The organism is Amycolatopsis orientalis (assembly GCF_000943515.2).
Classification (GTDB): Bacteria; Actinomycetota; Actinomycetes; order Mycobacteriales; family Pseudonocardiaceae; genus Amycolatopsis; species Amycolatopsis orientalis.
The window spans coordinates 3,644,782-3,670,963 of sequence record NZ_CP016174.1 but is presented as its reverse complement, the minus strand read 5'-3'; the positions used below and the strand labels follow the sequence as shown (position 1 = coordinate 3,670,963).

The 26,182-nt window shown below is 69.0% G+C and carries 23 protein-coding genes; 6 read left to right on the top strand and 17 right to left on the bottom strand.

Going from position 1 to position 26,182, the window contains the following annotated elements; all coding sequences use genetic code 11:
• Positions 1–26: 26 nt before the first annotated feature.
• Positions 27–2,078, top strand: coding sequence for an NACHT domain-containing protein (locus tag SD37_RS16515; RefSeq protein ID WP_044850656.1), 2,052 nt, complete (start codon positions 27–29; stop codon positions 2,076–2,078).
• An 11-nt stretch (positions 2,079–2,089) separates the two neighbouring features.
• Here SD37_RS16515 and SD37_RS16510 read toward each other — a convergent pair whose 3' ends face one another.
• Positions 2,090–2,827 carry a hypothetical protein gene (locus SD37_RS16510; protein ID WP_044850657.1) on the bottom strand — a complete coding sequence of 246 codons (738 nt, stop codon included), beginning with the start codon at positions 2,825–2,827 and terminating at the stop codon, positions 2,090–2,092.
• Between the two features lie 93 nt (positions 2,828–2,920).
• On the opposite strand from SD37_RS16510, the gene SD37_RS16505 reads away from it, so the two are divergent.
• Together SD37_RS16505 and SD37_RS16500 are read left to right on the top strand one after the other, a co-directional pair.
• The gene (locus SD37_RS16505; RefSeq protein WP_065912849.1) at positions 2,921–3,901 is read left to right on the top strand and encodes a class 1 isoprenoid biosynthesis enzyme; all 981 of its coding nucleotides are present in this window, start codon (positions 2,921–2,923) and stop codon (positions 3,899–3,901) included.
• 111 nt (positions 3,902–4,012) lie between these two features.
• Entirely contained in the window at positions 4,013–4,423 is a 411-nt protein-coding gene (locus SD37_RS16500) for a hypothetical protein (protein ID WP_044850659.1), read from the top strand.
• Between the two features lie 79 nt (positions 4,424–4,502).
• Here SD37_RS16500 and aztD read toward each other — a convergent pair whose 3' ends face one another.
• The 4 genes from aztD to aztB are packed head-to-tail and all read right to left on the bottom strand — an operon-like array spanning position 4,503 to position 8,671.
• Positions 4,503–5,669, bottom strand: a complete 1,167-nt coding sequence (aztD, locus tag SD37_RS16495) for a zinc metallochaperone AztD (RefSeq protein ID WP_044850660.1) — start codon at positions 5,667–5,669, stop codon at positions 4,503–4,505.
• 46 nt (positions 5,670–5,715) lie between these two features.
• Positions 5,716–6,615, bottom strand: coding sequence for a zinc ABC transporter substrate-binding protein AztC (gene aztC, locus SD37_RS16490; protein WP_044850661.1), 900 nt, complete (start codon positions 6,613–6,615; stop codon positions 5,716–5,718).
• Entirely contained in the window at positions 6,612–7,823 is a 1,212-nt protein-coding gene (locus SD37_RS16485; protein WP_044850662.1) for a WD40 repeat domain-containing protein, read from the bottom strand. Before SD37_RS16485 ends, aztC begins: the two co-directional genes overlap by 4 nt.
• The gene (gene aztB / locus SD37_RS16480) at positions 7,820–8,671 is read right to left on the bottom strand and encodes a zinc ABC transporter permease AztB (protein WP_044850763.1); all 852 of its coding nucleotides are present in this window, start codon (positions 8,669–8,671) and stop codon (positions 7,820–7,822) included. Before aztB ends, SD37_RS16485 begins: the two co-directional genes overlap by 4 nt.
• Before the next feature lie 47 nt (positions 8,672–8,718).
• On the opposite strand from aztB, the gene aztA reads away from it, so the two are divergent.
• Positions 8,719–9,426, top strand: a complete 708-nt coding sequence (aztA, locus tag SD37_RS16475; RefSeq protein ID WP_044850663.1) for a zinc ABC transporter ATP-binding protein AztA — start codon at positions 8,719–8,721, stop codon at positions 9,424–9,426.
• A 70-nt stretch (positions 9,427–9,496) separates the two neighbouring features.
• On the opposite strand, the gene SD37_RS16470 is transcribed toward aztA, so the two are convergent.
• From SD37_RS16470 to SD37_RS16445, 6 genes are all read right to left on the bottom strand, one after another.
• Positions 9,497–11,752 carry a heavy metal translocating P-type ATPase gene (locus SD37_RS16470; protein WP_044850664.1) on the bottom strand — a complete coding sequence of 752 codons (2,256 nt, stop codon included), beginning with the start codon at positions 11,750–11,752 and terminating at the stop codon, positions 9,497–9,499.
• A 23-nt stretch (positions 11,753–11,775) separates the two neighbouring features.
• The gene (locus tag SD37_RS16465; RefSeq protein ID WP_044850665.1) at positions 11,776–12,723 is read right to left on the bottom strand and encodes a hypothetical protein; all 948 of its coding nucleotides are present in this window, start codon (positions 12,721–12,723) and stop codon (positions 11,776–11,778) included.
• A 56-nt stretch (positions 12,724–12,779) separates the two neighbouring features.
• Positions 12,780–12,986 (bottom strand): heavy-metal-associated domain-containing protein, encoded by a 207-nt coding sequence (locus SD37_RS16460; protein WP_044850666.1) that lies wholly within the window; start codon positions 12,984–12,986, stop codon positions 12,780–12,782.
• A gap of 197 nt (positions 12,987–13,183) precedes the next feature.
• A complete protein-coding gene (locus SD37_RS16455) occupies positions 13,184–13,735 on the bottom strand; it encodes a cysteine hydrolase family protein (protein WP_044850667.1) in 552 nt (183 codons plus the stop codon).
• Between the two features lie 33 nt (positions 13,736–13,768).
• Positions 13,769–14,191, bottom strand: a complete 423-nt coding sequence (locus SD37_RS16450; protein ID WP_044850764.1) for a VOC family protein — start codon at positions 14,189–14,191, stop codon at positions 13,769–13,771.
• 5 nt (positions 14,192–14,196) lie between these two features.
• A complete protein-coding gene (locus SD37_RS16445; protein ID WP_044850668.1) occupies positions 14,197–14,769 on the bottom strand; it encodes a PadR family transcriptional regulator in 573 nt (190 codons plus the stop codon).
• 123 nt (positions 14,770–14,892) lie between these two features.
• Between SD37_RS16445 and SD37_RS16440 the strand changes: the two genes are divergently transcribed.
• Both SD37_RS16440 and SD37_RS16435 read left to right on the top strand, forming a co-directional pair.
• Positions 14,893–15,276 (top strand): nuclear transport factor 2 family protein, encoded by a 384-nt coding sequence (locus SD37_RS16440; RefSeq protein WP_044850669.1) that lies wholly within the window; start codon positions 14,893–14,895, stop codon positions 15,274–15,276.
• 283 nt (positions 15,277–15,559) lie between these two features.
• Positions 15,560–15,754: an ANTAR domain-containing protein gene (locus tag SD37_RS16435; protein ID WP_044850670.1), complete on the top strand. Its 195-nt coding sequence runs from the start codon at positions 15,560–15,562 to the stop codon at positions 15,752–15,754.
• 44 nt (positions 15,755–15,798) lie between these two features.
• On the opposite strand, the gene SD37_RS16430 is transcribed toward SD37_RS16435, so the two are convergent.
• From SD37_RS16430 to SD37_RS16405, 6 genes are all read right to left on the bottom strand, one after another.
• Positions 15,799–16,467 carry a DNA alkylation repair protein gene (locus SD37_RS16430; protein ID WP_065912848.1) on the bottom strand — a complete coding sequence of 223 codons (669 nt, stop codon included), beginning with the start codon at positions 16,465–16,467 and terminating at the stop codon, positions 15,799–15,801.
• Positions 16,468–16,571: 104 nt separating this feature from the next.
• The gene (locus SD37_RS16425; protein WP_044850672.1) at positions 16,572–19,937 is read right to left on the bottom strand and encodes a hypothetical protein; all 3,366 of its coding nucleotides are present in this window, start codon (positions 19,935–19,937) and stop codon (positions 16,572–16,574) included.
• 53 nt (positions 19,938–19,990) lie between these two features.
• Entirely contained in the window at positions 19,991–23,089 is a 3,099-nt protein-coding gene (locus SD37_RS16420) for a helicase HerA domain-containing protein (RefSeq protein WP_044850673.1), read from the bottom strand.
• Positions 23,089–23,727: a hypothetical protein gene (locus SD37_RS16415; protein ID WP_044850674.1), complete on the bottom strand. Its 639-nt coding sequence runs from the start codon at positions 23,725–23,727 to the stop codon at positions 23,089–23,091. Before SD37_RS16415 ends, SD37_RS16420 begins: the two co-directional genes overlap by 1 nt.
• Before the next feature lie 48 nt (positions 23,728–23,775).
• Entirely contained in the window at positions 23,776–25,404 is a 1,629-nt protein-coding gene (locus SD37_RS16410) for a KGGVGR-motif variant AAA ATPase (protein ID WP_044850675.1), read from the bottom strand.
• Positions 25,405–25,407: 3 nt separating this feature from the next.
• Entirely contained in the window at positions 25,408–25,992 is a 585-nt protein-coding gene (locus tag SD37_RS16405) for a TIR domain-containing protein (protein WP_044850676.1), read from the bottom strand.
• Positions 25,993–26,182: the final 190 nt, after the last annotated feature.

The following is a 26,182-nucleotide window of genomic DNA, read 5'->3' as shown; positions in this document are numbered from 1 at the left end:
CGCCGCCGCCCGGTTGAATGACCGCTATGCAACGCCGGATTCTCGGGCCCGCGGTCATCTGGTTCGTGCTCGCGTCGGTCATGGTCTGGGTGATCATCCGCTACGGCGCGGGGCCGGTCACCGCGGTCTCCGGCGTCGTACTGGCGTTGGTGACGGCGGCGCCCTTCGCACCGGCCGTCCGGCGCTGGTGGCTGTGGTCCGGTGAGGCGAGCACGCCCAGCCAGATCGACGACGCGGCTCTCGTCCTCCGGGAAGCGGTGCGCAAGCAGTGGACCGAGGAGGCGGGACGGCGGCACCAGTTCGCCGAAGAAGACCGGATGGCCGTCCGGTGGGAGGTCGTGTCGCGGCCCGCGCCGCGCGCCGGGGTCGAGAACCTGTTGCCGGACAACGGTTCCCTCGAAATCCTTCTCGAAGCGTACGAGGCACGGCCGTGGCCGATGATCGTGGTGGGCGACGCCGGATCGGGCAAGACCGGGCTGTGCGTCCTGCTCACCCTGGAGCTGGCGAAAAAGGAGGCGCAGCAGCGGATCCCGGTGCTGTTCCAGCTCGCGTCGTGGAATCCGGCGGAGAACTTCGAGCGGTGGCTGCTCGGCAGGCTGAACGAGGACTACCCGTTCCTCAACGACGAGGCGCGCTGGGGTGCCACTGCGGCGCAGGACCTGCTGACCGGCGAACGGCTGCTGCCGATCCTCGACGGCTTCGACGAATTATCCGAGGAAGCCCGCAGCGCGGTGATGCGGACCGTCCGCGAAAGCCCGGTGTTCGTCTCGCCGTTCGTCCTCACCAGCCGGACCGCCGAATTCGCCGAAGCGGCCGGGAAACGCACGGTCAGCGGCAAGACCGTGGTGCGGCTGCTCCCGATCGACGACGTCGCGATGGGCACCTACCTCCGTGAGGTGTTCAGCGCCGACATCGACCGCTGGCTGCCGGTGCTCGACGAGATCGAGCGCAGACCGGGCGGCCTGGTGGCCACCACCCTGGCGAAACCGTTGATGCTCTTTCTCGCGCGCACGACCTACGAGGGGCCGGACCGCTCCCCGGCGGACCTGCTCGATCAGCACCGGTTCGGCACCGCCGACCAGCTCGAACACCATCTGCTCGACAGCTTCGTGCCGACCGTGTTCGCGCGAAGGTCCAGGCCGCTGGGGCACAACCCGGCCCGGCCCTCCGGACATTGGGGCCCGCGCCAGGCCGAGCGGACGTTGACCTTCCTCGCGCGGCATCTCAGCTCCGGCAGGAAGGAAGGAGACCGGGGCGCGACGGATCTGAGCTGGTGGCAGCTGTACCGGCTGGTGCCGATGACCGTGTTCGTCCTGACCCCGGTCGTCCTGGGCGCCGCCGGCTGCGGGCTGCTGGGCTGGTCGGTGTTCAGCCTGTTCGGGCGCCCGGTGTTCGGGCTCGTCTTCGGGCTTTCGATCGGCCTGCTCGGCGGATTCGCGCTCGGCGTGATCCGGCCGGAACCACCGATGCGGTTCGTCCCGAGGGCACCGCGGTGGAACGCGGCCGGACGTCGTTCGCTGCTGCGGGACCTCGGTTTCGGCGTGATCGGCGCGGCCTCGGGCGGCCTGATCGCGGGAACCCTCGCCACTGGAGTGCACGGCTTGATCAGCGGCCTGATCTTCGGCCTCACCTTCGCCATGGTCCGGCGGTTCACCCGCCCGACGGAGCCGAAGTCCGCGGTCACCCCGCTCGGCGTCCTGCGCAGCGACCGGGCGGCCGTCGGCTATGGCGTGGCCGTCGGCGGTTTCGCCGGTCTGGTGGTCGGTGTCGCCGGGAGTGTCGCGGTGCCGGAACTCGCGGCGCAGCTCACCTTCCGGATGAACCCGCTGCAGCAAAGCCTTTTGGGCGGCTTCGTGGGCATGGTGCTCGGTGGCGGCGGGCTGGGGATGATGGTGCTGGCCAGCAGCGCCTGGGGCCATTTCGTCACCGCGCGGATCTGGCTCTTCGTCATCGGCGCCACGCCGCTTCGGCTGATGCGGTTCCTCGACGACGCGCACAAGCTCGGGGTGCTGCGGCTGACCGGGCCGCACTACCAGTTCCGTCACGGGCTTCTTCAAGACCGGCTGTCCGGCGGCTGAAGTCGTCCTCGCTATCCGGCGGCGGCGTGCACCGTGGCCGGGCCGAGCACCCAGAACGTCGTCTCGCTCGGTTGCCGCCAGCCTGTCCGGTGCAGCGACGGCTGCGCGTGATAGCGCGCCTCCGGGAACCGGACACGTGCCCGGCGCGCACCCTCCGCGCGGACGATCGTGACGTCGTCCAGATCCAGGTACACCACCTCGATCGCCGCGCGTCGCGCCGGCCCCAGAAGGTAGGAGAACTCGAGCTTCACCTGCGATGACCGGCCTCGGGCACGGTCGTCGCGCTGCCGCTCGATCAGCATCTCGACCTCCGCGGGCCGGGTGAGGTCGTAGGACTGGGCCCGGCCGCGAGGACGTCGCTCGAACGGCGTCGACACCTCGAACCGGACGATTTCGAACGAGGCCGTGCGCAAGACGGCCGACTGCGCCTCCAGCCACCGGGGCTCGAAGGCGCGCTGGCGGCGCCGCAAGGAGTTCAGCGCGAGGAGACGGCAGACCAGGTCGAGCAGGAGCAGGGCGGCGGCGCCCAGCAACCATGGCCGCAGCGAGGGGACGACGGCGAACTGTGCCGCCGTCAGCGCGGCGGCCCCCGCCAGGGCGCGGAGGGTCCGGCGATGGGCGTCGGCGAACCGCGGTTCACTCAGCCTGGCCAGCGTGGCCTCGATCCTGGCGGTCGCCAGCAGGGGAACGCGCAGGTCGGGGCGCAGGCTGTCGGCCGGCTCGATCCTGGGAAGGTCATCCGTTTTCACCGGTACTCCGCCTCTCTTCGCGGACGCGGTCGGCTCCAGCCTCCGCCGTGCTCACGGCTCTGACAAGGCTTCCGTACTGTTAGCCTGCTCGACATGGGTGGGGTGCTCCGCGATGCGCTCGGGGTGACGCGCTGCGTGCCGATGGCCGCGGGGCTGCCCGGCGTGGTGCGGTACGTGGTCCGTGACGCGCGGGAGATCATGAGCGTGTTCGACGAGGTCGTCGCGCCACTCGTCGACCGGTCGGTGGGGGCCACCCCGGCGCTGTCACGGGACGCCCGCGACGCCTTCTTGGCGACGACCGTCAAGGTCGGGCTGGCGATGCGCGGCTACGCGGAAATGGCGGGGGTACCGTTCGACCCGGCGCTGGCGGCGCTCGGCAGTTCGTTCACCCGCGTCTACGACGACCTGGTCGACAACTTCGACCGGCCCGACCTCGACGACAGGCTCGCCGAGCTGTTCCGGGGTGAGGCCTTCGAGCCGATGTCCGAGGTGGAATCGCTGCTTCTCGCCCTTTACCGCGCGATGGAGGCCCGGCTGGCCCGCCCCGCCGAGGACACCATCTTCACCGTCATGCGGGACCTGCACGACTACGAACGGCAGTCGCGGCGCCAGCGGGATCCGCGGCTGCCGCTCGCCGAGGTCGAGCGGATCACCCGCGGCAAAGGCGGTCTCGGGGTCACCGCGCTGTTCGCGCTGCTGCGGCCGGGGATGACGGCGGACGAACTCGACCTTCTCGTCGAGCTGGGCGACGTGCTCCAGCTTCTCGACGACTACCACGACGTCGCCGTCGATCACCGTGACGGAGTGGTGACGGTCGCGACCCTGGGAGAGCCCGGTCTGGCGGTGCTCGCCGACAAGATCCGCGGGCTGCGCTCCCGCTTCGCGCGTCACTACGGCCCAGGCCGTGATCGCCGTCTGGCCGCGATGTTGTTCGTGATGCTGGTCGGCGCCTTCGCGGCGGGACGGCGACGACTCGACAGGCCGGTGCGGTCCACGCGGTCACGGCGCCCTTTCGTCTTGCTGTTCTCCCGGACCGGCACGATCACGCCGGGCGGCGCGGGATTCGACGGCTGACGAACGGGACGTCGGCGAAAGGCTGATCATTCGACTGCACGTTGGTGCGTTCACGATTCGGTGCCGGGCTGGTCTCATGGAGATATTCCCGTCAAGAAAGGAATACTCGAGATGTCCATCGCGACCAGGAAAGCACTCCGGCTCGGTATTGCCGCCACCATGGCCGCGGGCCTGGCCTTGACCGTGACGCCCGCCGCGTCGGCGGCCACGGGCTTCGCGGGTAGTTTCGACTGGCAGGCGGATTTCAAGCTGCTCCTGAAGTCCCGCCTCTGGAACCAGAACGCCGGGAGCACGAAAATCACCAGTTACGCCAACTGCTCCACCGATCCGGGACTGACGTCCTACGCGATCGAACTGTGGAAAGACGAATTCTTCGACAAGAGCTACGGCAACGTCAGTTACCAGTGTGACTCGGCCCGGGAATACACCTGGAACAACCTGCCCGCCGGGACCTACTATTTCATGATCGCCAAGCGGGACGGCAACGCGATCCACGCGAGTGGCACCACGTACTACCCCTGATCGCGACGGGCCCAGTCTCGTGAGTGGTAATGACGGTTAGAACCGTCATTACCACTCACGACCCGCCCTTGCGGCTCGCCTAGTGCGCGAGTACGCCGCTGACCTCGTTGGGTGTACCGGGCAGCGAGCCGGTCGTCGTCTTCGTACCGGAGGCGAGGTCGACCGCGTGGATCTCCTTCTTGCCCGGATCCGTGACGTAAGCGGTCCCGCCCCGGACGAAGATCGCCGGACGCGGACTCTGCCATTCGAGCGGTTCCTGCCAGGAGCCGAGCACCGCGATCTTCCGGGTCACCGCACCGGACACCGGGTCGATGACGTGGAGCTGCCCGTCGGTACCGAGCACCAGTCCCTCCCCCTGCGGTCCGCGGGCCAGCGACCGGAAGGTGTAGCTGACCCCGAGTTCGACGTGCTTGAGCGTGGCCTTCTCGGTGTCGATCAGCGACACCCTGGTCGGCCGCTCGAGTTCCGCCGCCTTGTCGACCTTGTAGTCGCCCAAGGTGATCGGAGAGAGATCCGACCCGGCCTGGTTGCCGATCCGGCCGTAGGGGTCCGGGCTGGGGACCTTGGTGATGGCGCCGTTGCGGTAGATCAGGACGCCGGTCTCGCAGCCGATCACCACCGCTTCGCCGCGCGCGGCGGCTTCACCGTGCACGCCAGGGCATTGGTCGTTGCGCGCGATCTCCTTCTTCTCCTTGTCCAGCACCACGATGCCGGGCCGTTCGTCCTCGTTCCCGATGGTGGTGACCAGTTCGCCGCCCGCGAGTTCGACGGCCACCCCGTGATGCGCTTCCGGCGTCTTGTGCTTCGGCGCGGGCAGGGCCCCGCCCCCGAGCGTCTTCGGATCGAACACCGTCACCTCGCCGGTGCCGTCCGCGAAGAGCACCGTCTTGCCGGCGTGCCGGACGACGTGTCCCGGTTTGGGCGCCTTCACCTCGGTATCGGTCAGCACGGCGCCGACGGCGTCGAGCACGCGGAACCCTGTGGACGTCGAGACCAGCAGATGCCGGTCGTTCCCGGCGGGGTTGAGCCGGTTGAAACCGCTGAGCGGAAGGTCTTTGGCCACCTTCAGGGTCTTCCCGTCGAGCAGCAGGATCCCCCCGTCGTAGGTGACGGCGACGGGTTCGGCCACGACGGCCGCCGCCGGGGTCCCGGCCTGGGCCTGCGGGGCCGGCTGTTCGGTCGCGCAGGCGGTGAGCGCGAGCACGCTCACCGCCGTCAGCGCGCCGTACCGGATGGGTCGTGCCATTTCACTGCACCTTTCTTCTGTGCCAAGTCATTCAGGGCCAAGTCGTTCAGGGGCGCGTCAAGCCGGTGGCGATCGACTCGGTGTTGGCGCGCATCATGTCCAGATAGGTGGCCGCGCCCTGCCCGGGTTCGCTGAGCGATTCCGAGAACAACGAGGTCACCGCCACGTGCAGACCGGCCTGCTCGGCCAGGACCCGCGCGAGCTTGTCGGGCTGGGAGGAGTCCGCGAAGATGACCGGCACACCGGCCGAGCGCACGGTGTCGGCCAGCGCCTTCAGATCCGAGGGGCTGGGTGAGGCGAGGGTCGTGCCGCCGGGGATCACCGCGCCGACGACCTCGAACCCGTAACGCTGGGCGAGGTAACCGAAGACATGGTGGTTGGTGACCAGTTTCCGGCGGTCCGGCGGGATAGCCCCGAACCTCTCGGTCATCGTGGCGTCGAGTGCCGCGATCTCGCGGCCGTAGCGGTCGGCGTTGGCCCGGATCACCGCCTCGTCGACGCCGCCGACATGGGCGACGATCTGGTCGGCGATCAGCTTCACCGCCTCGCGCACCCGTCCCGGGTCGGTCCAGAAGTGCGGATCCGCCGCGCCTCCCGGATAGCCGATCGGATTCGCCCGTTCTCCCACGGGAAGCGACGGCACCCCGTTCTCCTCCGCGGTGCGCACTGTGCGCAGCATGCCCTCTTCGAGGCCGAGTCCGTTGTAGACGATCAACCCGGCGCGTTCGACTTCGGCCGCCTGCTGCGCGGAGATGCCGAACGAATGCGGGTCGGCGTTCGGTTTCATCAACACGGTCACCCCGGCCTGGTCCCCCACGATGTTGCGGGTGATGTCGCCGAGGATGTTCGTGGTGACGACGACGGACTTCCCTCCCCCGCCGCTCCCGGAGCATCCGGCGACCGCCAGCAGCACGGCGGCGAGCAGCGCGAGCACGCGGCGGTTCATCGGCCCGTCTCCACGATGAAGGCGGCCTTGCCCTCGACCTTCAGTGTCCTGGCGCGACGGAGGTTGTCGTTGTAGTCGATTTCGTACACCTCTCCGGAATGCGGGTTGTTGACGTACGCCCGCGTCGTGTCGACCTGCACGGAGGGAGTGGCGGCCGCGGCCGCTTCGGGTGGCAGCAAAGGGATCTGCGCCTGCTCCTTCCCGGTGGCGCCGTCGAAGGCACGCAGTTTCCCGTCCCGGCTCAGCACCAGGACGGGGCCGCCCTCCCCCACCGCGTTCACCGCGGCGACCGGCCCGGTCTCGAGGTACCGCCAGGTCCGGCGGCCGACGTCCAGCGACCACACGCCGCCGTCCCCGGCCTTGGCCACGAGCGTGGTACCGCCCGGCCGGTGGGAGAAACCGGTGGCACGTTCCCGTGCGGCCGCCTCCGGCGGGTACGGGATCTTCTCGCCGGTGAAGGCGCCGTCCTTTTCCGTGACCAGCAACGCGCCGTCCGCGCAGCCGAACACGACACCCCGCCGGGTCACCGCCTGGCCCCGCAGTTCCGGACACGGCTGGCCGATCTCCGCCACCGGTTTCCCTTGCCGGTCATGGACCCGCACCCGGTTCCCGTACTTCGTACCGGGGTCCGCCACCGAAGCCAGGATCTGCTTGCCATAAGGGACGGCGACGCCGTCATGGGGTTCACGCACGATCCTGCCCAGTTCGGCGACGGATCCCTTGTCCAGCAAAGCCCGGTCGAGCACGACCGCCGTACCGTCCGAAAAGGACACCGCGGAAGCCACCGGATCGCTGTACGCGCTCAGCGGTTGTTTCCCGGGCGCCACACCGACTTCCCGGGGCTTCGCGCGGTAGTAGTGCACGTGGTCGCCGTGATCGACCATCCAGGCGCCGCTGTCGACCACGCGGACCGAACCGTCACCACCGGTCAGATAACCGAATCGCCCGTCGCCGGTGAGGGCGCGCACGCCGTCCACGCGACCGGTTTCGTGCACCTCTTCGGTGATCAGGTCCACCACGCGCACGGCGCCCGACGCGGTGTCCGCGACGATCAACCGTGACTGTGCCTCGGCGGCTTCCTCGGCACCTTCGACATAGCCGTGCGGCGTCTCCGCGGGAACGTTCTTCTGCGGCTCACCGCCGCACGCCGTCATGGCCACCGCCGTGACCGCGAGGATCGCCGCCACCCGGCTCTTGTTGAGTCTCATCGTGAACGCTCGGTCTCCAGGGTCAAGGAACGGAAGCGCTGTCGCGCGAAGGAAAGGAACGCAGAGAGGAAGAACACCAGTACCGCGCCGGCGGCGATGGTCGCGCCCGCCGCGGTGCCCCAGTGCCACGAAACGAGCAGGCCGCCGACCGTGGCCGCGACCCCCAGCAGCGCCGCGACGAACATGATCGTGGTGATCCGCCGCGACCAGAAGAGCGCCGCCGCCGCGGGTGCGATGAGCAGGCCGAACACCAGCAGCGTCCCCACCACGCGGAACGAGGCGACGATCGTCAGCGTGACCAGCGCCAGCAGCACGGCGTTGGCCAACCGCGGGCGCAGGCCCAGGGTGTGCGCCTTGCGGATGTCGAAGGTGAGCGCGGTGAACGAGCGGTGTCCCAGCAATGCCACCACCGCCACGACGGCCAGCGTGATCACCAAGCCCACCAGATCGGCGGAACCGACGGCGAGCACGTCACCGAAGAGGAACCCGGTGAGGTCGACCGCGAACGACCGTGAATGCGAAACGATGATCACGCCGCTCGCGAGCATGCCCACGAACAGGAGCCCGATGGTGGTGTCCTCCGACAACCGCCTCGACCGGCCGAGGGCCGTGACGCCGAGCGCCATCACCCCGGCGCTGACCGCCGCGCCGATCAGCAGGTTCACGCCGGTCAGCGAAGCGATCGCCACGCCGGGCAACATGCCGTGCGACATGGCGTCGCCGATGAAGGCCATGCCCCGCAACACCACCCAGGTGCCCACGATCGCGCACACCACCGACACGAGCACCCCCGCCACGAGCGCTCGCTGCACGAACGACACCTCGAAGGGGACCAGTAACCACTCCACGCGGATCACTATAATGGCAATGATTGTCATTATCTGAATGAGGTGGGATGAAATCGGACACAACGGTCCTCACACTCGACGGCGTCCACGCGCACTACGGCCACCGGGAGGTGCTGTGCGGGGTCACCGCCGAGGTGCCGCACGGGCGTCTCACCGCGGTCGTCGGGGCGAACGGAGCGGGTAAGTCGTCCCTGCTCAACGTCGTCGCCGGGGTGCTGCCGCCGACCGCCGGGTCGGTCGGCCTCCGGGATCCCCGCCGCGTCGCCTACGTGACCCAGCAGAGCGAGGTCTCCCAGACGCTCCCGATCACCGTGCGCGCCACCGTCACCATGGGCCGGTGGGCGCACCGCGGCCCCTGGCGGCGGCTGACCGCCCTGGACCGTGAGGTGGTCGAGGAATGCATGGCACGACTGGACATCACGTCGATCGCGCACAGGATGCTCGGCACCTTGTCCGGCGGGCAGCGTCAGCGGGCACTGGTGGCACAAGGACTCGCGCAGCGGGCGGGGCTCCTGCTGCTCGACGAGCCGTCGGCCGGTCTGGACCTGCATGCCCGGACCATGATCGACGAGGCGCTGCGGGCCGCGCTCGACGAGGGCACCACGATCCTGCGCGTCACCCACGACCTCACCGTCGCCCGCCGGGCGGATCACTGTCTTCTGTTGCGGGACGGCCACCTCGTCGACGCGGGCCCACCGGATTCGGTGCTGACGCCGGGCCGGGTGGCGGAGGCGTGGGGAATCCCGCTGGTCTAGCTCGTGAGTGGTAATGACGGTTAGAACCGTCATTACCACTCACGAGGCTTGCGAACCGGCCAAGGCGCGATCAGCTCGCCGTGCCGCGGAATCCCTTCAGCCGCAGGCTGTTCGTGACCACGAAGACCGAGCTGAACGCCATCGCGGCACCGGCGATCATCGGGTTGAGCAGCCCCGCCGCGGCCAGTGGCAGCGCCGCGACGTTGTAGGCGAAGGCCCAGAACAGATTGCCCTTGATGGTGCGCAGCGTCCGCCGGGAAAGCCGGATCGCGTCCACCGCCGACCGCAGATCCCCGCGGACGAGGGTGAGGTCCGACGCCTCGATGGCGACGTCCGTGCCGGTGCCCATCGCCAGCCCGAGGTCGGCCTGGGCCAGCGCGGCCGCGTCGTTGACGCCGTCCCCGACCATCGCGACCACCTTGCCTTCGCCCTGCAAGCGCTTGACCACGTCGACCTTGTCCTTCGGCAGGACCTCCGCGATCACCTCGGTGATGCCCACCTCCGCCGCCACCGCGCGGGCCACGGCCTCGTTGTCACCGGTGAGCAGGACCGGGGTCAGCCCGAGGGCGCGCAGCCGCGTGATGGCCTTGGCCGAGGTCGGCTTGACCGTGTCGGCGACGACGAGAACGGCGCGGGCCTTCCCGTCCCAGCCGACGACGACCGCGGTGCGGCCTTCCTTCTCCTCGGCGGCCTTCGCCTCGGCGAGGTCCTCCGGCAGGTGATGCGCCCACTCCTCCAGCAAGGCGGAGCGCCCGGCCAGTACCGCTTTGCCGTCGACGATCCCTTGCACCCCAAGGCCTTCGACGTTGGTGAACTCCTCGACACCCGGGAGGTCCCCGGTGCGCTCCCGCGCCGCGCGGGCGATGGCCTGCGCGATCGGGTGTTCGGACGCGTCTTCCAGCGCGCCCGCCAGCCGCAGGGTCTCGTCGGTGTCGACGCCTTCGGCGACGTGGACGGCCACCAGCGACATCTGCCCCGTGGTCACGGTGCCGGTCTTGTCGAGGACGACCGTGTCCACGGCACGGGTCGATTCCAGCACTTCCGGGCCCTTGATCAGGATTCCGAGCTGCGCCCCGCGACCGGTGCCCACGAGCAGCGCGGTCGGCGTCGCCAGGCCCAGCGCGCACGGGCAGGCGATGATCAGCACGGCGACCGCCGCGGTGAACGCCGCCGCGACCGAGCCGCCCGCGCCGAGCCAGAACATCAGTGTGCCGACGGCGAGCGCGATCACGACCGGCACGAACACCGCCGAGACCCGGTCCGCCAGCCGCTGGACCTGCGCCTTCCCGGTTTGGGCGTCCTCCACCAGCTTCGCCATCTGCGCCAGCTGCGTATCCGTGCCGACCCGCGTCGCGCGGACGACGAGCCTGCCGCCCGCGTTGACCGTCGCGCCGACCACCGCGTCACCGGGGCCGACCTCGACCGGGACGCTCTCCCCGGTCAGCATGCTCGCGTCGACCGCGGAACTGCCTTCGGCGACGACGCCGTCGGTGGCGATCTTCTCGCCGGGCCGCACCACGAACTCGTCCCCCACGGCCAATTGGTCGACCGGGACACGCACTTCCTTGCCGTCACGGAGGACCGCGACGTCCTTCGCGCCCAGCTCCAGCAGCGCCCGCAGCGCGGCACCCGCCCGCCGCTTGGAGCGGGCCTCGAAATAGCGCCCGGCGAGGATGAACGTCGTGACGCCGGCGGCGACTTCGAGGTAGATGTTGCCGTCACCGGCCATCCGCCGCACGGTGAGCTCGAAGGCGTGCGTCATCCCCGGCGTTCCCGCCGTCCCGAACAGCAGGGCGTACAACGACCACAGGAACGCGGCCAGGGTGCCCATCGAGATCAGCGTGTCCATGGTGGCCGCGCCGTGGCGCAGGTTCGCCCACGCCGCCTTGTGGAACGGCCATGCCGCCCACACCAGCACCGGCGCGGCCAATGTCAGCGAGATCCACTGCCAGTAGGTGAACTGGAGGGCGGGCACCATCGCCAGCAGGATCACCGGTACGGAAAGCACCGCCGAACCGATCAGCCGCTGCCGCAACGGCGTGATCGGGTCGGCCTCTTCACGGGGCTCGTCCGGGTCGGCCGTCTTCGCGGGGGCCGGGACGGCGGCCGCGTAACCGGCCGCCTCCACCTGCTCGATCAGCCGCTGCGGCTCGAGGCCCGCCGGATAGGTGACCTTGGCCTTCTCCGTGGCGTAGTTGACCGTCGCGGTGACCCCGTCGAGTTTGTTCAGTTTGCGCTCGATGCGCATGGCGCAGGACGCGCAGGTCATGCCGGTGATCGCGAGTTCGACTTCGGTGGTCCGCGCCTCGTCGACGTCGGTTGTCATGGTGATCCCTCCCTTTCGCGCGATCAGCCGTGTCCGCCATGCCCGCCGTGCCCGGGTTCTTGCGCCGGAGGCTGGGCCGGGGTGGTCACGGTGGCGACGGTGAACTCCGCGGTGCGGACCTTCCCCTGGTGCCGGAAGTCCAGGAACAGCCGGTAAAGGCCGTCCGACGGGACTTCGGCGAAGAAGGTGATGCCGGGTCCTGGCGCGGTGCGGCCGTCGCCGGGTTCGCCGTCCGGGTGGACGTGGAGGTAGGCGAGGTCGCCGCCGCGCAGCGCCACCAGATGCCCGTAGGCGCCGAGGTAGGGCTGCAAGTCGGTCACTTCCCGGCCGTCTTTGGTCACCGTCAAGGTCACCTTCGACGACCGGCCCGGCGCCAGGTCGCCGTCCAGCCGGACCTGGTAACCGTCGACGTTCGCGACGCGCGAAGGCCGATGGTCGACCGGCCTGAAGTCCCCGGCCGCGGCGACGTCGACGCCGAGCGTCGTGGCCGTCCCGCCCGAGGGTTTGAAGTCGGCGAAAACCCGGTAGGAGCCCGCTTCCGGCAGCGCGAGCGGCACCGTCCACACGCCGTCCGCCCCCAGTTCGGGATGCACGTGCTGGAAGCCGGCGGTGTCGCGGCGGACGACGATGAGGTGCATCCGCTTCTCGTGCTCGACGTCGTAGCCGGTGACCGGCGCGCCGTCGGGTCCGAGGATTTTGAAGGAGAAGGGCTGGGTCGTCCCCGGCGTGAGCGTCGTGGTGGTGGGCGTGAGGGTGTAGCCGCCCCTGGACGACGCGAGCCCGCCGGGCTCTTCGGTCCGCGCTGCCTCCGCGACGGTGCCGCTGTGAGCGTCCCCATGCCCGGCGTCCTCGCCGCCGGGCAGGCCGGCGGCGCCGGCGAAAGGACCGACAGCGGTGCCGGCGGCCCAGGCGCCACCGGCGACCAGGGCGAGTGCCACACCGTAGGCGGAAAGCTTCGCTGCTGTGTTCATCGTGAAGTCCTTAGTACGGGCCTGTGCGGCCCGCTGTCAGGGAGCCGTCCCGCGAGTCAGGCGGTCAGCTCGTAGCCGGCTTCTTCGACGGCCGCACGCACTTCGGCGACCTCGGGTTCCTGGGAACTGATGACGGTCACCGCGCCGGTCGGCAGGTCGACACGGACATCCGTGACGCCGCCGATCTTCCCGACCTCTTCGGTGACCGAGCTGACGCAGTGGCCGCAGGTCATGCCGGTGACGGTGTAGGTGGTCTCGCTCATCGTGGTTCTCCTCCGGGTTTCTTGCGCGTATCCGCGCATCGCGACCTTCCGACAACGACCCTACATACCCTAGGGGGGTAGGGCAATCGGCATACCCCCGTGACGTATGCCACTGACCGCCTCGGGCCGTTTTCGGCACGCCGAGGGGCAGCTTCGTGGTCTTCGGAAAAGGGACGGATACCGGCCAGACAGGCCGCTTACGCCTTCGCCGTCCAATCGGCACAGGACACGACCTCGAATCCCCGACCGGGGAAGACGGTGTCCATGAAGAAGTCGTGCGTCGCCGGGTCGCCGTCGGCGCAGCCATCGCGCAGCACGGTGACGCGGTAATCCCGGTCCGCCGCGTCGTAGCAGGTCGCGACCACCATGGCGCTGGTCGCGACTCCGGCGATCGCGATCGCGCCGACGCCGGCGGCCCGGAGCACCAGGTCCAGATCCGTGCCGGCGAAAGCGCTGGCACGGCGTTTCAGCACGACGACGTCGTCCTCGGCGACCGGCAGGTCGATCTCGGTTCCGGCCGAGCCCTCGTGGAAGGCGTCCCCCGCCTCGTAGAACGACCTGAACAGCGCGTTACCCGGCGGCAGGTCGGCACCGTTGGGCCGGATCGCGAACCGCACGAACACCACGAGCGCGCCGGCCGCGCGGGCGCGCGGCAGCAGATCGGTGATCGGCGGGAGGACCTGCCTGGCGAACGGGTAGGCGCCCGTGATGCCTCGCTGGAGGTCGCCGACGATCAGCGCGGTGGTCATGGCTGGCTTCCCTCCGGCGACGGAAAAGACCTGTCAAGCAACGAAAATACAGAAAGGATGCCCGGCGGGGTCCGCGTACACGCGCAGCGGTTCGTCCGGATGGTCGCTGCGGTCGAACAGGAGGCGTCCACCCAGTTCGAGGACGCTGTCATGCTGTGCGTCGAGGTCCTCGACCGAGTCCACGGTCAAGTCCAGATGCAACTGCTGCGGTACCGGGGCCGGATCCGGCCAGCTCGCTTCGGGAAGCCGATCGACCTGCTGGAAGGCGAGCTGCACGCCGCCGTCCGGATTTCTGAGCACCAGCCAGTCCTTGTCGCGCTCGCCGTCCCGGGGCGGCTCGTCGCCGGGGCGATATTCCCAGCCCAGCAGGCGCCGGTAGAAGTCGGCCAGCACCCGGGCGTCGGTGCAGTCCAGCACCACCTGACGGAATTTCGGACCCGGCTTTCGTTCGGCCACGCCGTTCACCTCCACTGTGCTTCCGCGGCCGCTCGCTGCTCGAGAACGGCGAGAACCCTTTCACACCAACGAATGTTCTCTTCTTCGAACGCGATCCCTCGGGCGAGGGTCAGATAGGGGCCGACGCGGGGTGCGGCGGCAAGGAACTCCGGCTCCGTGGACTCACCGAGCAGACGCTCCCGGAGACGTTCGAACCGCTTGAGTTTCGCTTCGGCGGCGGCCATCCTGTCCGCGACGGCACGCCGGACCGCCTCATCGTCGCCCGCTTCGACAGCCTGGATCTGCACGAGGAGTTCGTCACGGATCGCGGTCGGTTTCGGTGCCGTCGTGGTGAATCCGGCGAGTTCGGCCTCCCCGGCCGCGGTCAGGGAGAAGAGCCGCTTGTTCGGACGGCGCCGCTGTTCGACGACCCGCGCGGTCACCAGGCCCTGCGACTCCATCTTGTCCAGTTCCCGGTAGAGCTGCTGAGGTGTCGCGGTCCAGAAGTTGGCGACCGACGCGTTGAAGCTCTTCGCCAGGTCGTAGCCGGAAGACTCGCCTTCGAGAAGCATCGCGAGGATCGCGTTCCGCAGCGCCATGACGCGATGATAGTCATCTGGGTATTAGTCGCAAAGTTGATTAGACACTTTGATGGACACCGATGCGGCGATCACCTACGCTCGGCGTCATCTACTCAACAAGTTGACTATGAGGAGATCGTCATGCCCACGTTCCGCCAGGCCGTCGAGGCTAAGGACGCCGCCGCGATCGAAGCGATGCTCGCCGACGACGTGGTCTTCACCAGCCCCGTCGCCTTCAAGCCGTACCAGGGCAAGGCGATCACCGCGGCGATCCTGCGCGGCGTCATGCGCGTGTTCGAGGACTTCCGCTACATCCGCGAGATCCAGGACGGCGCGCACCACGTGTACGAGTTCGAAGCCACGGTCGACGGCCTGACGATCAACGGATGCGACCTCCTGACCTTCGACACGGACGGCAGGATCATCGACTTCAAGGTGATGGTCCGGCCGTTGCGCGCGGCCGAAGCCCTCGCGGCGCGGATGGGCGCCCAGTTCGAAGCCATCAAGGCAGACGCCCTCGGCTGACCCCTCGTGAGTGGTAATGACGGTTAGAACCAGGGCGTTCAGATACCCGCCGGGGGTAGGTTCGTTAGCGGCTGTCCGTGAAGGTCCCCTTCGCTCGGCTCAACCGATGAAACTCGACCTTCACACCTTCTCCGGTACATGATGGTTAGAACCGTCATTACCACTCACGAGTCACCCAGGCACCCCGCCGGATTGGGCCGATCGGGGTGGAACCCGTCACCCGTCCTGGTCGGTCTGGCGGGGCCGGGTTTCCGGGCGGGCGGGAGTGCGCGATCCTCGATCGGTGACGACCAACGAGAAAATCGGTGACGCGCGATGGCGCGCGTCCCTGTGGCGCGAGATGGCGGCCATCGAGCAGGCCAAGGGCGCGCTCATGGCGCGTCACGACGTCGACAGCCACGCCGCCGCGGCCCTGCTGGCGCTGTGCGCCGAGCAGAACGGGATCGAGATCTCCGAAGCCGCCCAGCGGCTGAGCTGAAGTCCAGCGGCGATCGGCCCGAACCCGGACGAGACCCCCGCTTCCTAGGCCCGCTGTCGCCGCACCATCTCCGAGATCCAGACAGGCGCGTACGGCGACGTGCAGTTCGGCGGGGTCGGATAGTCCTTGAGCACCTCCAGGCGCTCACCGATGTCGATGGCCCTGGCGCGGTACGCGGGGTGGTCGATCCCGATCTGCGCCAGGCAATGGTTCATCGCCCACTGCAGGCGATCCGGGGCGCCCTTCAGCTCCGCCTCGATGACGTCGAGCAGCCGGGCGAGGTCGAGCCCGTCCGGTTTCTTCGCGACACGTTCGGTGGTCAGCGCCCAGCCCGCGCTCGCCACCACCGGATCCGGATCGGCTGACCACGCCAGACGCAGCTCTTCGGCGTGCGGGCTCTTCTTCACCACGTAGTTCACGAGCCAGTCGTGCACCTTCGGGGTGCGCGCCTCGCGCACCATGCGGTCCAGGTCCGCGCGCTCGAACGCCTTCGGACGGCAGATCAGCAGCGCGAGCAGTTTCGCCGCGGTGTCGTCCGTTTCCCAGAGTTCGCGCGCGAGTTCCTGCTGCGTCTTCAGCCGTTTGGCGAGCGCGCGCAGCTTGCCGAGGTTCACGCCGTGATCGTCACCGTGTCTCTCGTTCACCTCGCGCGCCCTCGGATCGTCGAGCGCGGCCAGTTCCGCCATCACTTCGGCCATCGTCGTCCCGGCCACGTCAGCCTCCTGTCCACCGCGGATGACGTTCAGCCTAGGAGAATCGCCGGCTGGAGAAGCCCCTCGACTCCTCCACCCGGCGATTCGCTCCCCCAAGCCGTGTCCTAGCCGCGACGGGTCAGGTCGTCCGCGTGGTCACGCAGGAGCGCGGCGACCCGCGGCCAGCCGACGTTGATCCGCCGCGCCCGGCCACGATGGAGCTGAGCGAGTTCTCCCGGGTCTCCGGCCTGGACGGTCATACCGATCGCGAAACCTTCCCGAAGCTGCGCGCCGTCGGCGACGTCCAGGATGTCCCGGACCGGCTCGGGCGGCCAGCCACCGTCCGGCCGGGCGGACCCGCCCGCGAGCAGGGTGCCGATCGCCAGGTCGCCGGATTCGGCCCGGCCACGCTCGGCGAATTCCGCGCGAGCGCGCGCGACCCAGGCCTTGAGCGCGGTCCCGCCCGGCATGGTGCGCGATTCGAAGATCGCGAACCACGCGTTGACCAGTTCGACGCGCGGGGAATCGTCGTCCTCGGGATGGATCCGGGTGTAGAGATCGACGAACGCGACCGGGTTCTCGGCGAGGATCCGCAGGAGGCTCCGGGGTTTCCGGTGCTGTTTGAGCGCCGCGTGGTATCGCAGCTCCAGCCGCGCGACCGCGACGTCCGATCCCCCGGCCTCCACCAGCTGGTCCAGCAGTGGGCCCACCTGGGCGACGGCTTTGCGGTCGGGCGGCTCGATACCGTCGGCGGACGCCTGGAGCAGCACGTCTTCGATCAGGGACGCCGCCGGGGAGAGCGGTTCGGCCGCACGGAGGCCGAGTGCGAGGGCCTCGACCGCGGCCCACGGCCGCCGCCGCGCGAGGTGCGTCACGAAGGACGACTCCTGCCCTTCCGGGAGCGGCCACGGGCCGACACGAGCCCAGTAGCTCTCGTGCACCGCGTCATCGGCGGATTCGAGGAGCGCCGACGCGTGCTCCGCGGGCACGGCCAGGAGGTAGTCGACGAGCCTGTCCTGCCCCTTGAGCTGTGTCGCGGCCTCCTGCCACCACTCCTCACCCCGCGTCCGTGCCATCTCCCCCACCCAGCCGGACGCCCATTCCTCGCGGCCCAGCACCGCGAGCGCGTCCTCCTGGATGTCCTCCCCCGCCACCGCGGCCGCGACGCTCCCGACCAGCCGCGGCTGCGCGCTCTCGGCGGCGAGGGCGCTCACCCCCGCGACACCGTGTTCGCGCAGGACTCCTCCGACGGCGTCCCGGCGGAGACGATCGATCTCGGTCTCGCGAGCCTCCTGATCGAGGGAGTCGCCACCCTCCAGATACGGGCGACGGCCGAACAACCGGACGTGCCGTCCCGGGTTCACCGTGGGCTCGATCATCTCGGCGCAGGATTCCAGCCACTGCAGCAATTCTTCCGGTAACGCCCAAGCGGCACCGGCGTAGTGACGATGTTCGGCGGTCAGTTCGGTGAGCCGGTTCCACAGCAGGAGGCGTTCGTCCGCCGAGAGCCTGTCGGCGTCCAGCCGCGTGAGGGCTTCCACGACGCGGTCCCACTGCGCCGTGCTCAGCTCGCGCCGCCGCTCGAAGAACTCGCCCCACCGCGCGGGCCGTTCCTCCAGCGCCGCCAACGCCGCGGTGACCAGTTCGTCCTGGAACTCCGCCACGTCGGGAACGGCGGCCGGCGGCACCGGGACCGTCCAATCGAGACGGACGCGGGGCCGCCGGGGACTCGCGAGGAGATGTCCCCGCGGACCGCCCAGCAGCGCGAGGACCAGCCGCCAGCCGGTTTCCGGGGTCCGGCGGCCGATCGCCTTGACGAACTCGGTCCGCTGTCCGCCGGGCAGGTCGAGGTACGGATACCACGGCTGCACGAGAGTGATCAGGGATTCGAGCGGCTGTCCGCCGGCGCCGCGGTCCGGCCGCGCCAGCTCGGCCATCAGGGACACGACCATCGGCAAGGCGTCGTCGGACCAGCAGACCGTTTCCAACGCCGTCGTGAGGCCGTCGGACGAGCCGTCGATCGGCGACGGATCGCTGGTCAGCGCACGATCGACGGCACCGAGGAATTCATGCGGAGCCGCTTCGGCGAGCAACGGCAGCACATCGGCGAGCGACCGCCAGAGCACGCCGTCCGCGGTGTCGCCGGCCCGGCCGAGCACCTCCCGGACGAACCGCGCGGCATGCTCGGCGCACGCGACGCCGTCGGACAGCGTCGTCTCCCCCTCGGCCGCCAGCAGCGCCGCACTGGCCGCCAGCCCGTGCCGCAGCTCCGCCGACCACGTCCGCCCGGGTTCCGGCTCCGCGAGCACCTTGACGGCCTCCTCGTGCCAGCGCCGCAGATCCTGCGCGCTCAACCGACCGCGCAGCAGCGTCCAGGCGTCGTAGGGATCCGCCAGCCGCACCCGATCGCCGGACCGGGCGAGCAAGGGGTCGTCGCCCGCCTCGGACCTGGCGAAGAAGCGCTCGAGCTCGTCGGTCTCCCGGCCGGCGATCGCGGCGATCTCCTCCAGATCGTGCCGCGAATCGGCCGTCCAGCGGCCGATCAGCAGGAGCGGTGCGGCGAGATCGCGCTCCAGCGGGTTCACCCACTTCGGGAGAGCACCGGCGACGGCCAGCCGTCGGCGCAGGCTGCCGAGGCTCCGCCGCGCCACGTCCGCGTAGGTATTCGCGTCGGCGGGCGGAACCCCGGCCGACGCGAACGCCTCGGCGGCCTCGTCGCGGGGAATCCTGGGCAGGACCAGGGCATCGGTACCGTTCCGGTCCGGGGTGCCTCGCACCACGACGACGTGGCCTTCGCCGGCGTCGTCCACCTCGATCCCGGGGCCGTCCACCACCGCGACGAAGGGAGCGGCCAGGCTCCGGCAGTGCCGCCAGCCTTCCTGGCTCGACACCCGCACCGCTCGCAGGCCCGGCCGGTGGGCGGCCAGCGCGGTCGCGACGAACGCCGCGGCCTCGGTACGGCTTCCGGCGTACACGGGCAGAACCGACGGCGCGCCGTGCAGCCACCCGCACAACCGGTCGATCTCCCGGTCCCGGCCGAGCACCGGGAGCGTCTCGGGCAGTACTGGACGCGTCTCGTCGCGCCAGGAGTCGAGCCACTCCGGCAGGTCTTCGAGGCCTTTGACGACACCGATCCCCAGTTCCGGGGCGACGCGGATCAGTTCGGTGATCAGGCTCGCGATGTCCTGTTCCCGGGTACGGCGACCGAGCCGCCGGTACGGCAGGCGGGAGAACCCCGCGATCCCGGACGGCATCACGGCGTCCTCGGTGAGTACCGGGACGACCTTCTTCCCGAGCCGCAGCGCCTCGGCGATCTCCTGCCGGACCCCGTCGTCGAGGCCTTCGGCGCCGATCGGCACCACCAGGACGGACGCGGGATCACTCGACCGGAGAACCCGGTCCGTTCCGAACACGTGACGCAGACTCCGATCGAGACCCCGGAGGCGATCCTGACCGTCACCGGGCTGGACGGTGATGAAGATTCCTGCCATGGTGCGAAATCCTTTCCAGCGAGCACAGTTGATGAGGCGGACGGGCTGTGGTTTCACTCGGCGCCGGCGCGAGCGCGGGTGAGTACTTCCTCGATGCGGAGCGGGCTGGCCGGATGGTGGGTGAGGCACAGCGGGGTGGTCACCCGCTGGAATCCGAACGCCTCCCCCGCCACGTAGAACTGAGCGCGTTCCAGCCGCGAGATGTCGTCGACCGGGCTGCCCTTGGCCCTGGCGAGTTCGTTGGCCGCGGCGATCTGGGCGGGACTGTTGAGCCTGCCGAAGAACTGCGTCATCGCGTTGCCGACGACCTGGTTGTGCAGGCCTTTCGGGGCCTGCGTGGCGAACAGCAGTCCCAGGCCGTACTTCCGGGCCTGCGAAGCGAGCACGATGGTGCTGCGGGTACTCGCCGTGAGGGTGCCCGACGCCGCGAGCATTTGCGCCTCGTCCATGACGAAGAGCGCGCCCAGTGGCCGGTCACCAGCCGGATTCCTCTTGGCCCAGGCGAAAAGTTCCATCTGGAGCTGGTTGACGAAGTTCTGCCGTTGCTGCTCCGACGGCAGCCCGACGAAACTGATGACCGAAACCCTCGCTCGCTTTCCTTCCCCCGGAGCGAGCAGGACACCCGGGTCGACAGGCTCGCCGCCGCCCGCCAGGAGCGGGTCGTTGACCATGGCGGCCTTCAGCCACTCGGCCAGGTCGGCGGCGACCTTTTTCCCGTCGTTCAAAGTGCTCACACCGTCAGGCAGATCTTCGAGCACTTCGATGAGTTCCGGCAGGCTCCGCGACCCGGTGCGGGCGTGGTGCACGACCGCCTGCCGCAGCACCGCCAGCCCGACGGTGGCCTTCGCCGTGCTGCCGGTCAGCCGGACCTGGGGAGCGAGGGTGGCCACGGCGACCTCGACGGCGGCGTTGAACTCGTCCTCGTCGTCGAGGACCCCCGCGAAATCGGGCAGCGGCTGGAACGCGAGCGGCCTGCCGGTGGCCCGCCCCGGCGTCCACACGACGACGTCGGTCTCGGCCAGGTACCGCTCGGCGAGCCGCGCGTCACCCGGCCCCCACGCCGACGGCTGGTCCGGCCAGGCGTCACCGAGCCGCGCGAGGTCGTTGTTCGGATCCAGCACGATCGCCGAGACGCCCTGCAACGCGCACTCTTCCACGATCCGCCTCAGCAGCACCGTTTTGCCGGACCCCGATCCCGCGAAGATCGCGGCATGCTTGCGCAGCGCGGACAGTTCGATCCGGACCGGTTTCCCGCTGCCGACCACGGTGCCGATGGTGATCTCGCCTTCGACGGACGGCGGCGGTTCTCCGTCGGAAGCGGAACCGGGTCCTGGCCGGGATCGCGGAAGCGGCTCGGGGAGAACGGCCGACAGAAGTTCCGACTTCCCGGCGGGGCGCCGGTCGACGAGCCATTCGTGGAGTTCCCGGCTCCCCTCGGCGAACATCTTGTCGAGCGCCCAGAACGTGCGAATGTCCGCATCGGACAGTTTGAGCCGCTTGCCGCCTGCCTTTTCGAACTCCTTGAGTTCCTCCTGCGTCTTCGGCCCTTTCGACCACGACGAGTTGCGGATGAGGATCAGATGCCGGTTGTCCACCCCCTTCCGCAGCCCGGCGGCGGACCGTGCCTTCCGGAAGCGGTGCAGTACGGCAAGGTGATGTGGTGCCGAGATGGCCCGGAAAGCCCAGTGTTCTTCGAGGTCGGACGCCTCGTCCACGGTGTGGGTGAGGCGGGCGTGCAACTCGTTCCGGTCGTTCTTGGCCTCGCAGACCCATTCCATGTTGTCGTCGCCGACTTCGGTGATCCAGCCCCTGAGCGCCGCGTGCAGCAGTCTGGGCATCGCCTTGTCCTCGGCGTTCTTGTCCAGCAAGGCCGACGGTTCGGCCGAGGACCGTAGCTCCTCGAACCGCTTGTCGAGTTCCACGAACCGATCGGCGGCCATCACCGGGCGGAGTGGGGTGACCGTACGGGCCACCTGGTCGTCGAACGTGGTCAGCTCGGTGATCCGCCCGGTGCGCAGGCAGGTGTCGATATGCGCGCCGATCCGCTTCAACACCTCCCGCGGGGTCAGCTCCTCCCAGCTGACCTCGAAGGCCTCGGGTGCTACCGGCCAGGTCGGGTACGGCGGCACGAATTTCATGGCGCTGTAAGCGACTCCGAGCCGCTTCTCCACCAGAGCCCTGCCGACGGCGGCGTCGGTGACCCGCCCCAGGATCAGGGCTTCCCGAAAACGGTCCGGAACGGTGTCGGCCGCCTTTTCCTTGAGCAGCTCCCAGGTACCGGGCAAGCAGGCGAGGACCGTCATGGTCCTCCTGGTCACTTCCCGCAGTCCCATCAGGCCGTCCGCGATCTGGGCGACGAGCAAGCCGTCCTCGTCACCGTCTCTGACTTTCTGGAACGCCCGCGCCGAGCGGGCCACCAAGGTGTCGAGCTGATCGACGGCGATGACGATCGGGCCGGTGAGCGCGAGCAGCGTCGTGATGTTCTTCACCTGGAACAAAGCGGATCTGGGATCCGAGCGGATCCCCCACTTGTTCCGGTCCCCGGCCTTCGATTCGGTGAACCCGCCCAAGAAGTCGTCCCCGACATAGTTCTTGTTCGAATCCTCGCTCGCGTAGAGCACGAGCGCCCTCGCCGTGTCGGCGCACTCCCTCGCGACCTGCCGATCCAGGGTCTGCAATCCATCGACGAAGGCGTCGACATCGCTCCGTGAAACACCACGCCCGGTGAGGATCTTGTCCGTGACGCCCGCGTCGACACTGGCGCGAAGGCACACTCTGCGGAGAAAGCTGGTGAGCTGGGGTACGCCCGCCTCGTCGAGTCTGGACAGGCCCCTGCGCAACGCTTCCGCGGTGTTCTCCCAGAATGCGTCGCCCGCAGTGAGGTCGTTGAGGAAGAAGTAGCCGCGAGCCTGATGCGCCTGCTTGCGGACAAGGCCGAGCAAGTGCGTCTTGCCCACTCCCTTCTGTCCTTGCAGCACCAGCCCGATGGGGCTCGGTCCGTCACTGGCCACGGCGTCGCGGATCCCCGCGCTCGACGACGCCAGGACATCCGCGTGCAGGCCGTCGACGTGGTACGGCGAATCACGCCATACGTGGTCGGGCGTGTCGGCCCAGTCGAAGCGCAGGGCCGCGAGCGCTGTCAGCTGGTCCATCACGGCTCCTCGATCGAGAGCAGATGGTTGTCCTCACCGCCGACACGGATGGCCGCGGCGTGATCCGCGGCGGTGAGCGCCTTGCGATTCGATTCCGGCACCAGATGCGCCTGTCCCGAACGGCTGAGTTCCTTCAACACCGTGTCGACGTCCACAGTGGACGCGGCACCGAGCATCGGCCGCAGATCCACCAGCGCGACCCAATCCTTCGGGGTACGGGACAGTTTGCGGTAGGCGATCCGGATCCGGCTCTCGATCTCCTCGGCGGTCAGTTCGACTTCGGGCATGAAGAGGTCGACCAGCCGGAGTTTTTCGCGCCGGAGGTGCCTTTCGAGCCCGCCGAGCAGGACATACAGCGCACTGCCCAAACTGCTTCGGGGCAGTGGCGCCTCTCCGACGCTCAGCTCCTCCTCGCACCAGGCCCAGCCGCGCTCGGTCAGCTCGTGGACGAAGGGCCGTCCGCGGAGGACACTGCTGCGCTCGCTGGTGACCAGATCGAGCTTGTTGAGCTTGGTGCGATCCTGGCCGTCCAGCGGAAAGCCCACGATATCCCGGAGTTCCGGGTTGGGCACCTCCCGCGCGATGACCATCAGCGCGAGCATCGCCGCGGTCTGCTTCTGTCCCAAGCGATCCGTCATCCGTGATCCTTCCGTAGCTTCGTTGCCTGCCAGAACGGCCGTCAAGGTCTACTGATCGAGAAATCCGCTGAATCCGTGCCGCGTCGCCCTGGCCTCGGCGATCTGCACAGTCCACTCGATCGCCATGCGGGTACTCGGTGGCGCGAGCACTCGCCGATCGGACCCGGTGTCGGTCGATCGGGAACGTGTGGCCAGCAGCAGGTCTTCGGCGAGTTCCTGAGCCCGTTCGCTCTCCCCCGCGCCGATCGCGACCTGCAGATCGGCGACGATCTCGTCCACCAGCCCCCACAACAGCGGACGCAGCTGTGCCCGCGCGGCCTGCCGGAGCACGCCCGCGACATCGAGATCGCCCGGTTCGATCAGCGCCGTGGTCCCGCCTAGCTGGTCCATGAGGTTCCGGGCGATCTCCACCGGGCCGCGGGAGGGGCCGAGCCGGAGGTGTCTCAGGTTGCCGACGTAGCCCGGCAGGGTGTTCGGATCGGTGTCCTCGGTGAGCACGGGAATCACCCTGCGGTTCTGGCCCAGGGTCCGGTGGAGGAACAGCTCGACCTCGGCCGATTGCCACCGGCTGACTTCGCCGTCGACGAGCAGGCACAGATGCCTCGCGTCGTCCGCCTTCCCGAGCAGGGACCGCTCCCCGGACAACGACAACACCGGCGATGCACCGAGTTCTCCCAGGTACTTCATGAGGTCGTCGGCGAGGTTCTTCGCGGGCCGCGGCGTGCTGATCCGGACGTCATAGGCGAACGTGCTCTTCTCCGCGCGGATCGCGGCGACGTAGGCGTCCCGGTTCTCGGCGAGCAGGTCCGTGCGGTCGAAGTCGTGCGCGACCACCGCCGCGACCGTTTCCAGCGCGAAACTGATCTGATCCGCGGTCGGGTTGAGTTCCTTGACCACCGGGAGCTGCTCGCCGAAGGTCCAGTAGGAGACGTAAGGCAACGTCAGATGACGGGACATCACATCGGGCGAGACATCGCGGTCGAGCCAGTTGCGGAACAGGCCCTTGGTCTCTTCGAGGCAGATGCGCCGCCACTCCTCGGAGCGCGCGTACTCCTCGCGGGCGTCGAATCTCGACAGCACCGGCAGGACGGGCAGCTGTGGCCGGTCATAGGGCATGCGGTCACGAGCGACGTTGGCGCGTTCGGCGATGTCGACCGCGCCCTTCATGCTCTGCACGTTCGCCGTGAACAGGACGACGAGCCGGTCCGGGAGGTGGGCGGTGCAGATGCCCCCGATGTCGGAGATCCCCGTCCGGCTGTCGATGAGGATGTAGTCGTACTCGGCCGTCCACTGTTCACGGCACCGTTCGAGATAGTCTCCGAAGCCCTGCTCGTAGAGCGACTCCCAATCGAGCTTCTGCACTCGCCCGGCATAGGCGGCGTCGGCACGGCCCGCGGTGATGACGTCGAGCTTTTCGGCGCCGCGAAGCCGGGTCGTGTGCGCGCCGGGGCGCAGCCTGCCGACGAGGAAGTCGTCGATCAGATCCACGACGCCACCCGACGGGGCCGCGCTCATCATCGGCCGGAAGTAGGCGTCCAGACCGGGCGCCTCGAGATCCCAGTCCAAACACAACACCCGATGCCCCCACCGGGCAAGGAGGACGGCGATGTTGGCCAGCGTGAAACTCCGCCCGACGCCGCCCTTGTAGGAGTAGAAGGTGACCACGGTTCCCGGCATGGGTCAGAACCTCGGCAGCTTCGGCGGCTTGGGCTGGTCGGGCGGCGGTGTCTCGACCGGCCAATCAGGACGCCACTTCGGCGCCTGGTCGATGATCTCCACCAGCTCCTGGACCATCCGCTCCATCTCACGGTTGAAGTCGAGGTACTCATCGGTGTTCTGGTACTGAGGATGCGGCTGATTCCAGCTCCGGAAACTGCGCATCCGCCGTTCGTGGGCATAGTTCGGAAAGTTTTCGGAGTCGCTGAAGATCACTGGGTAGATCAGCCTGCCCGCCTTCACCGAGCCGTCCCGCACGACGAGTTCCTCCCGTTTCGCCATCGTGTGCCATTCGGCGAGACACCACTCGTCGCGGAAGTACTTCGGCGAACAAACGGGGATCAGTATCCGAGTGCGCTGCAACGCGTCTCGAACCTCCTGTGGCCATTTGCCGCCGATGGGAACACTGTCGTCCAGAAATATCTTGACGTCATAGTCGACATTGTCGTCCAGAAGTCTCTGCAGCCGTGGGTGGAAGTGATTCCGCACCCAGTCCGGGGCGTCACCTCCGCCACGGCGGTAACTGATGAACAGGTGGTACTCGTACACGAGCGCCCTTGCTCCTTCACACCCCGACCTGCTGGACAGCCCTGATCGTAGGGGTCGACGACGCCGTCGAAAAAGGTACAAAAACACGACAAAAACTGGACACGGCCGCGCCGCGAAGACCGTCCTGGACACCCGCGTACCCGGAAAAGACAGAAAGGTGACAAGCGAACGACAAAGGGTGCGCCCGCGC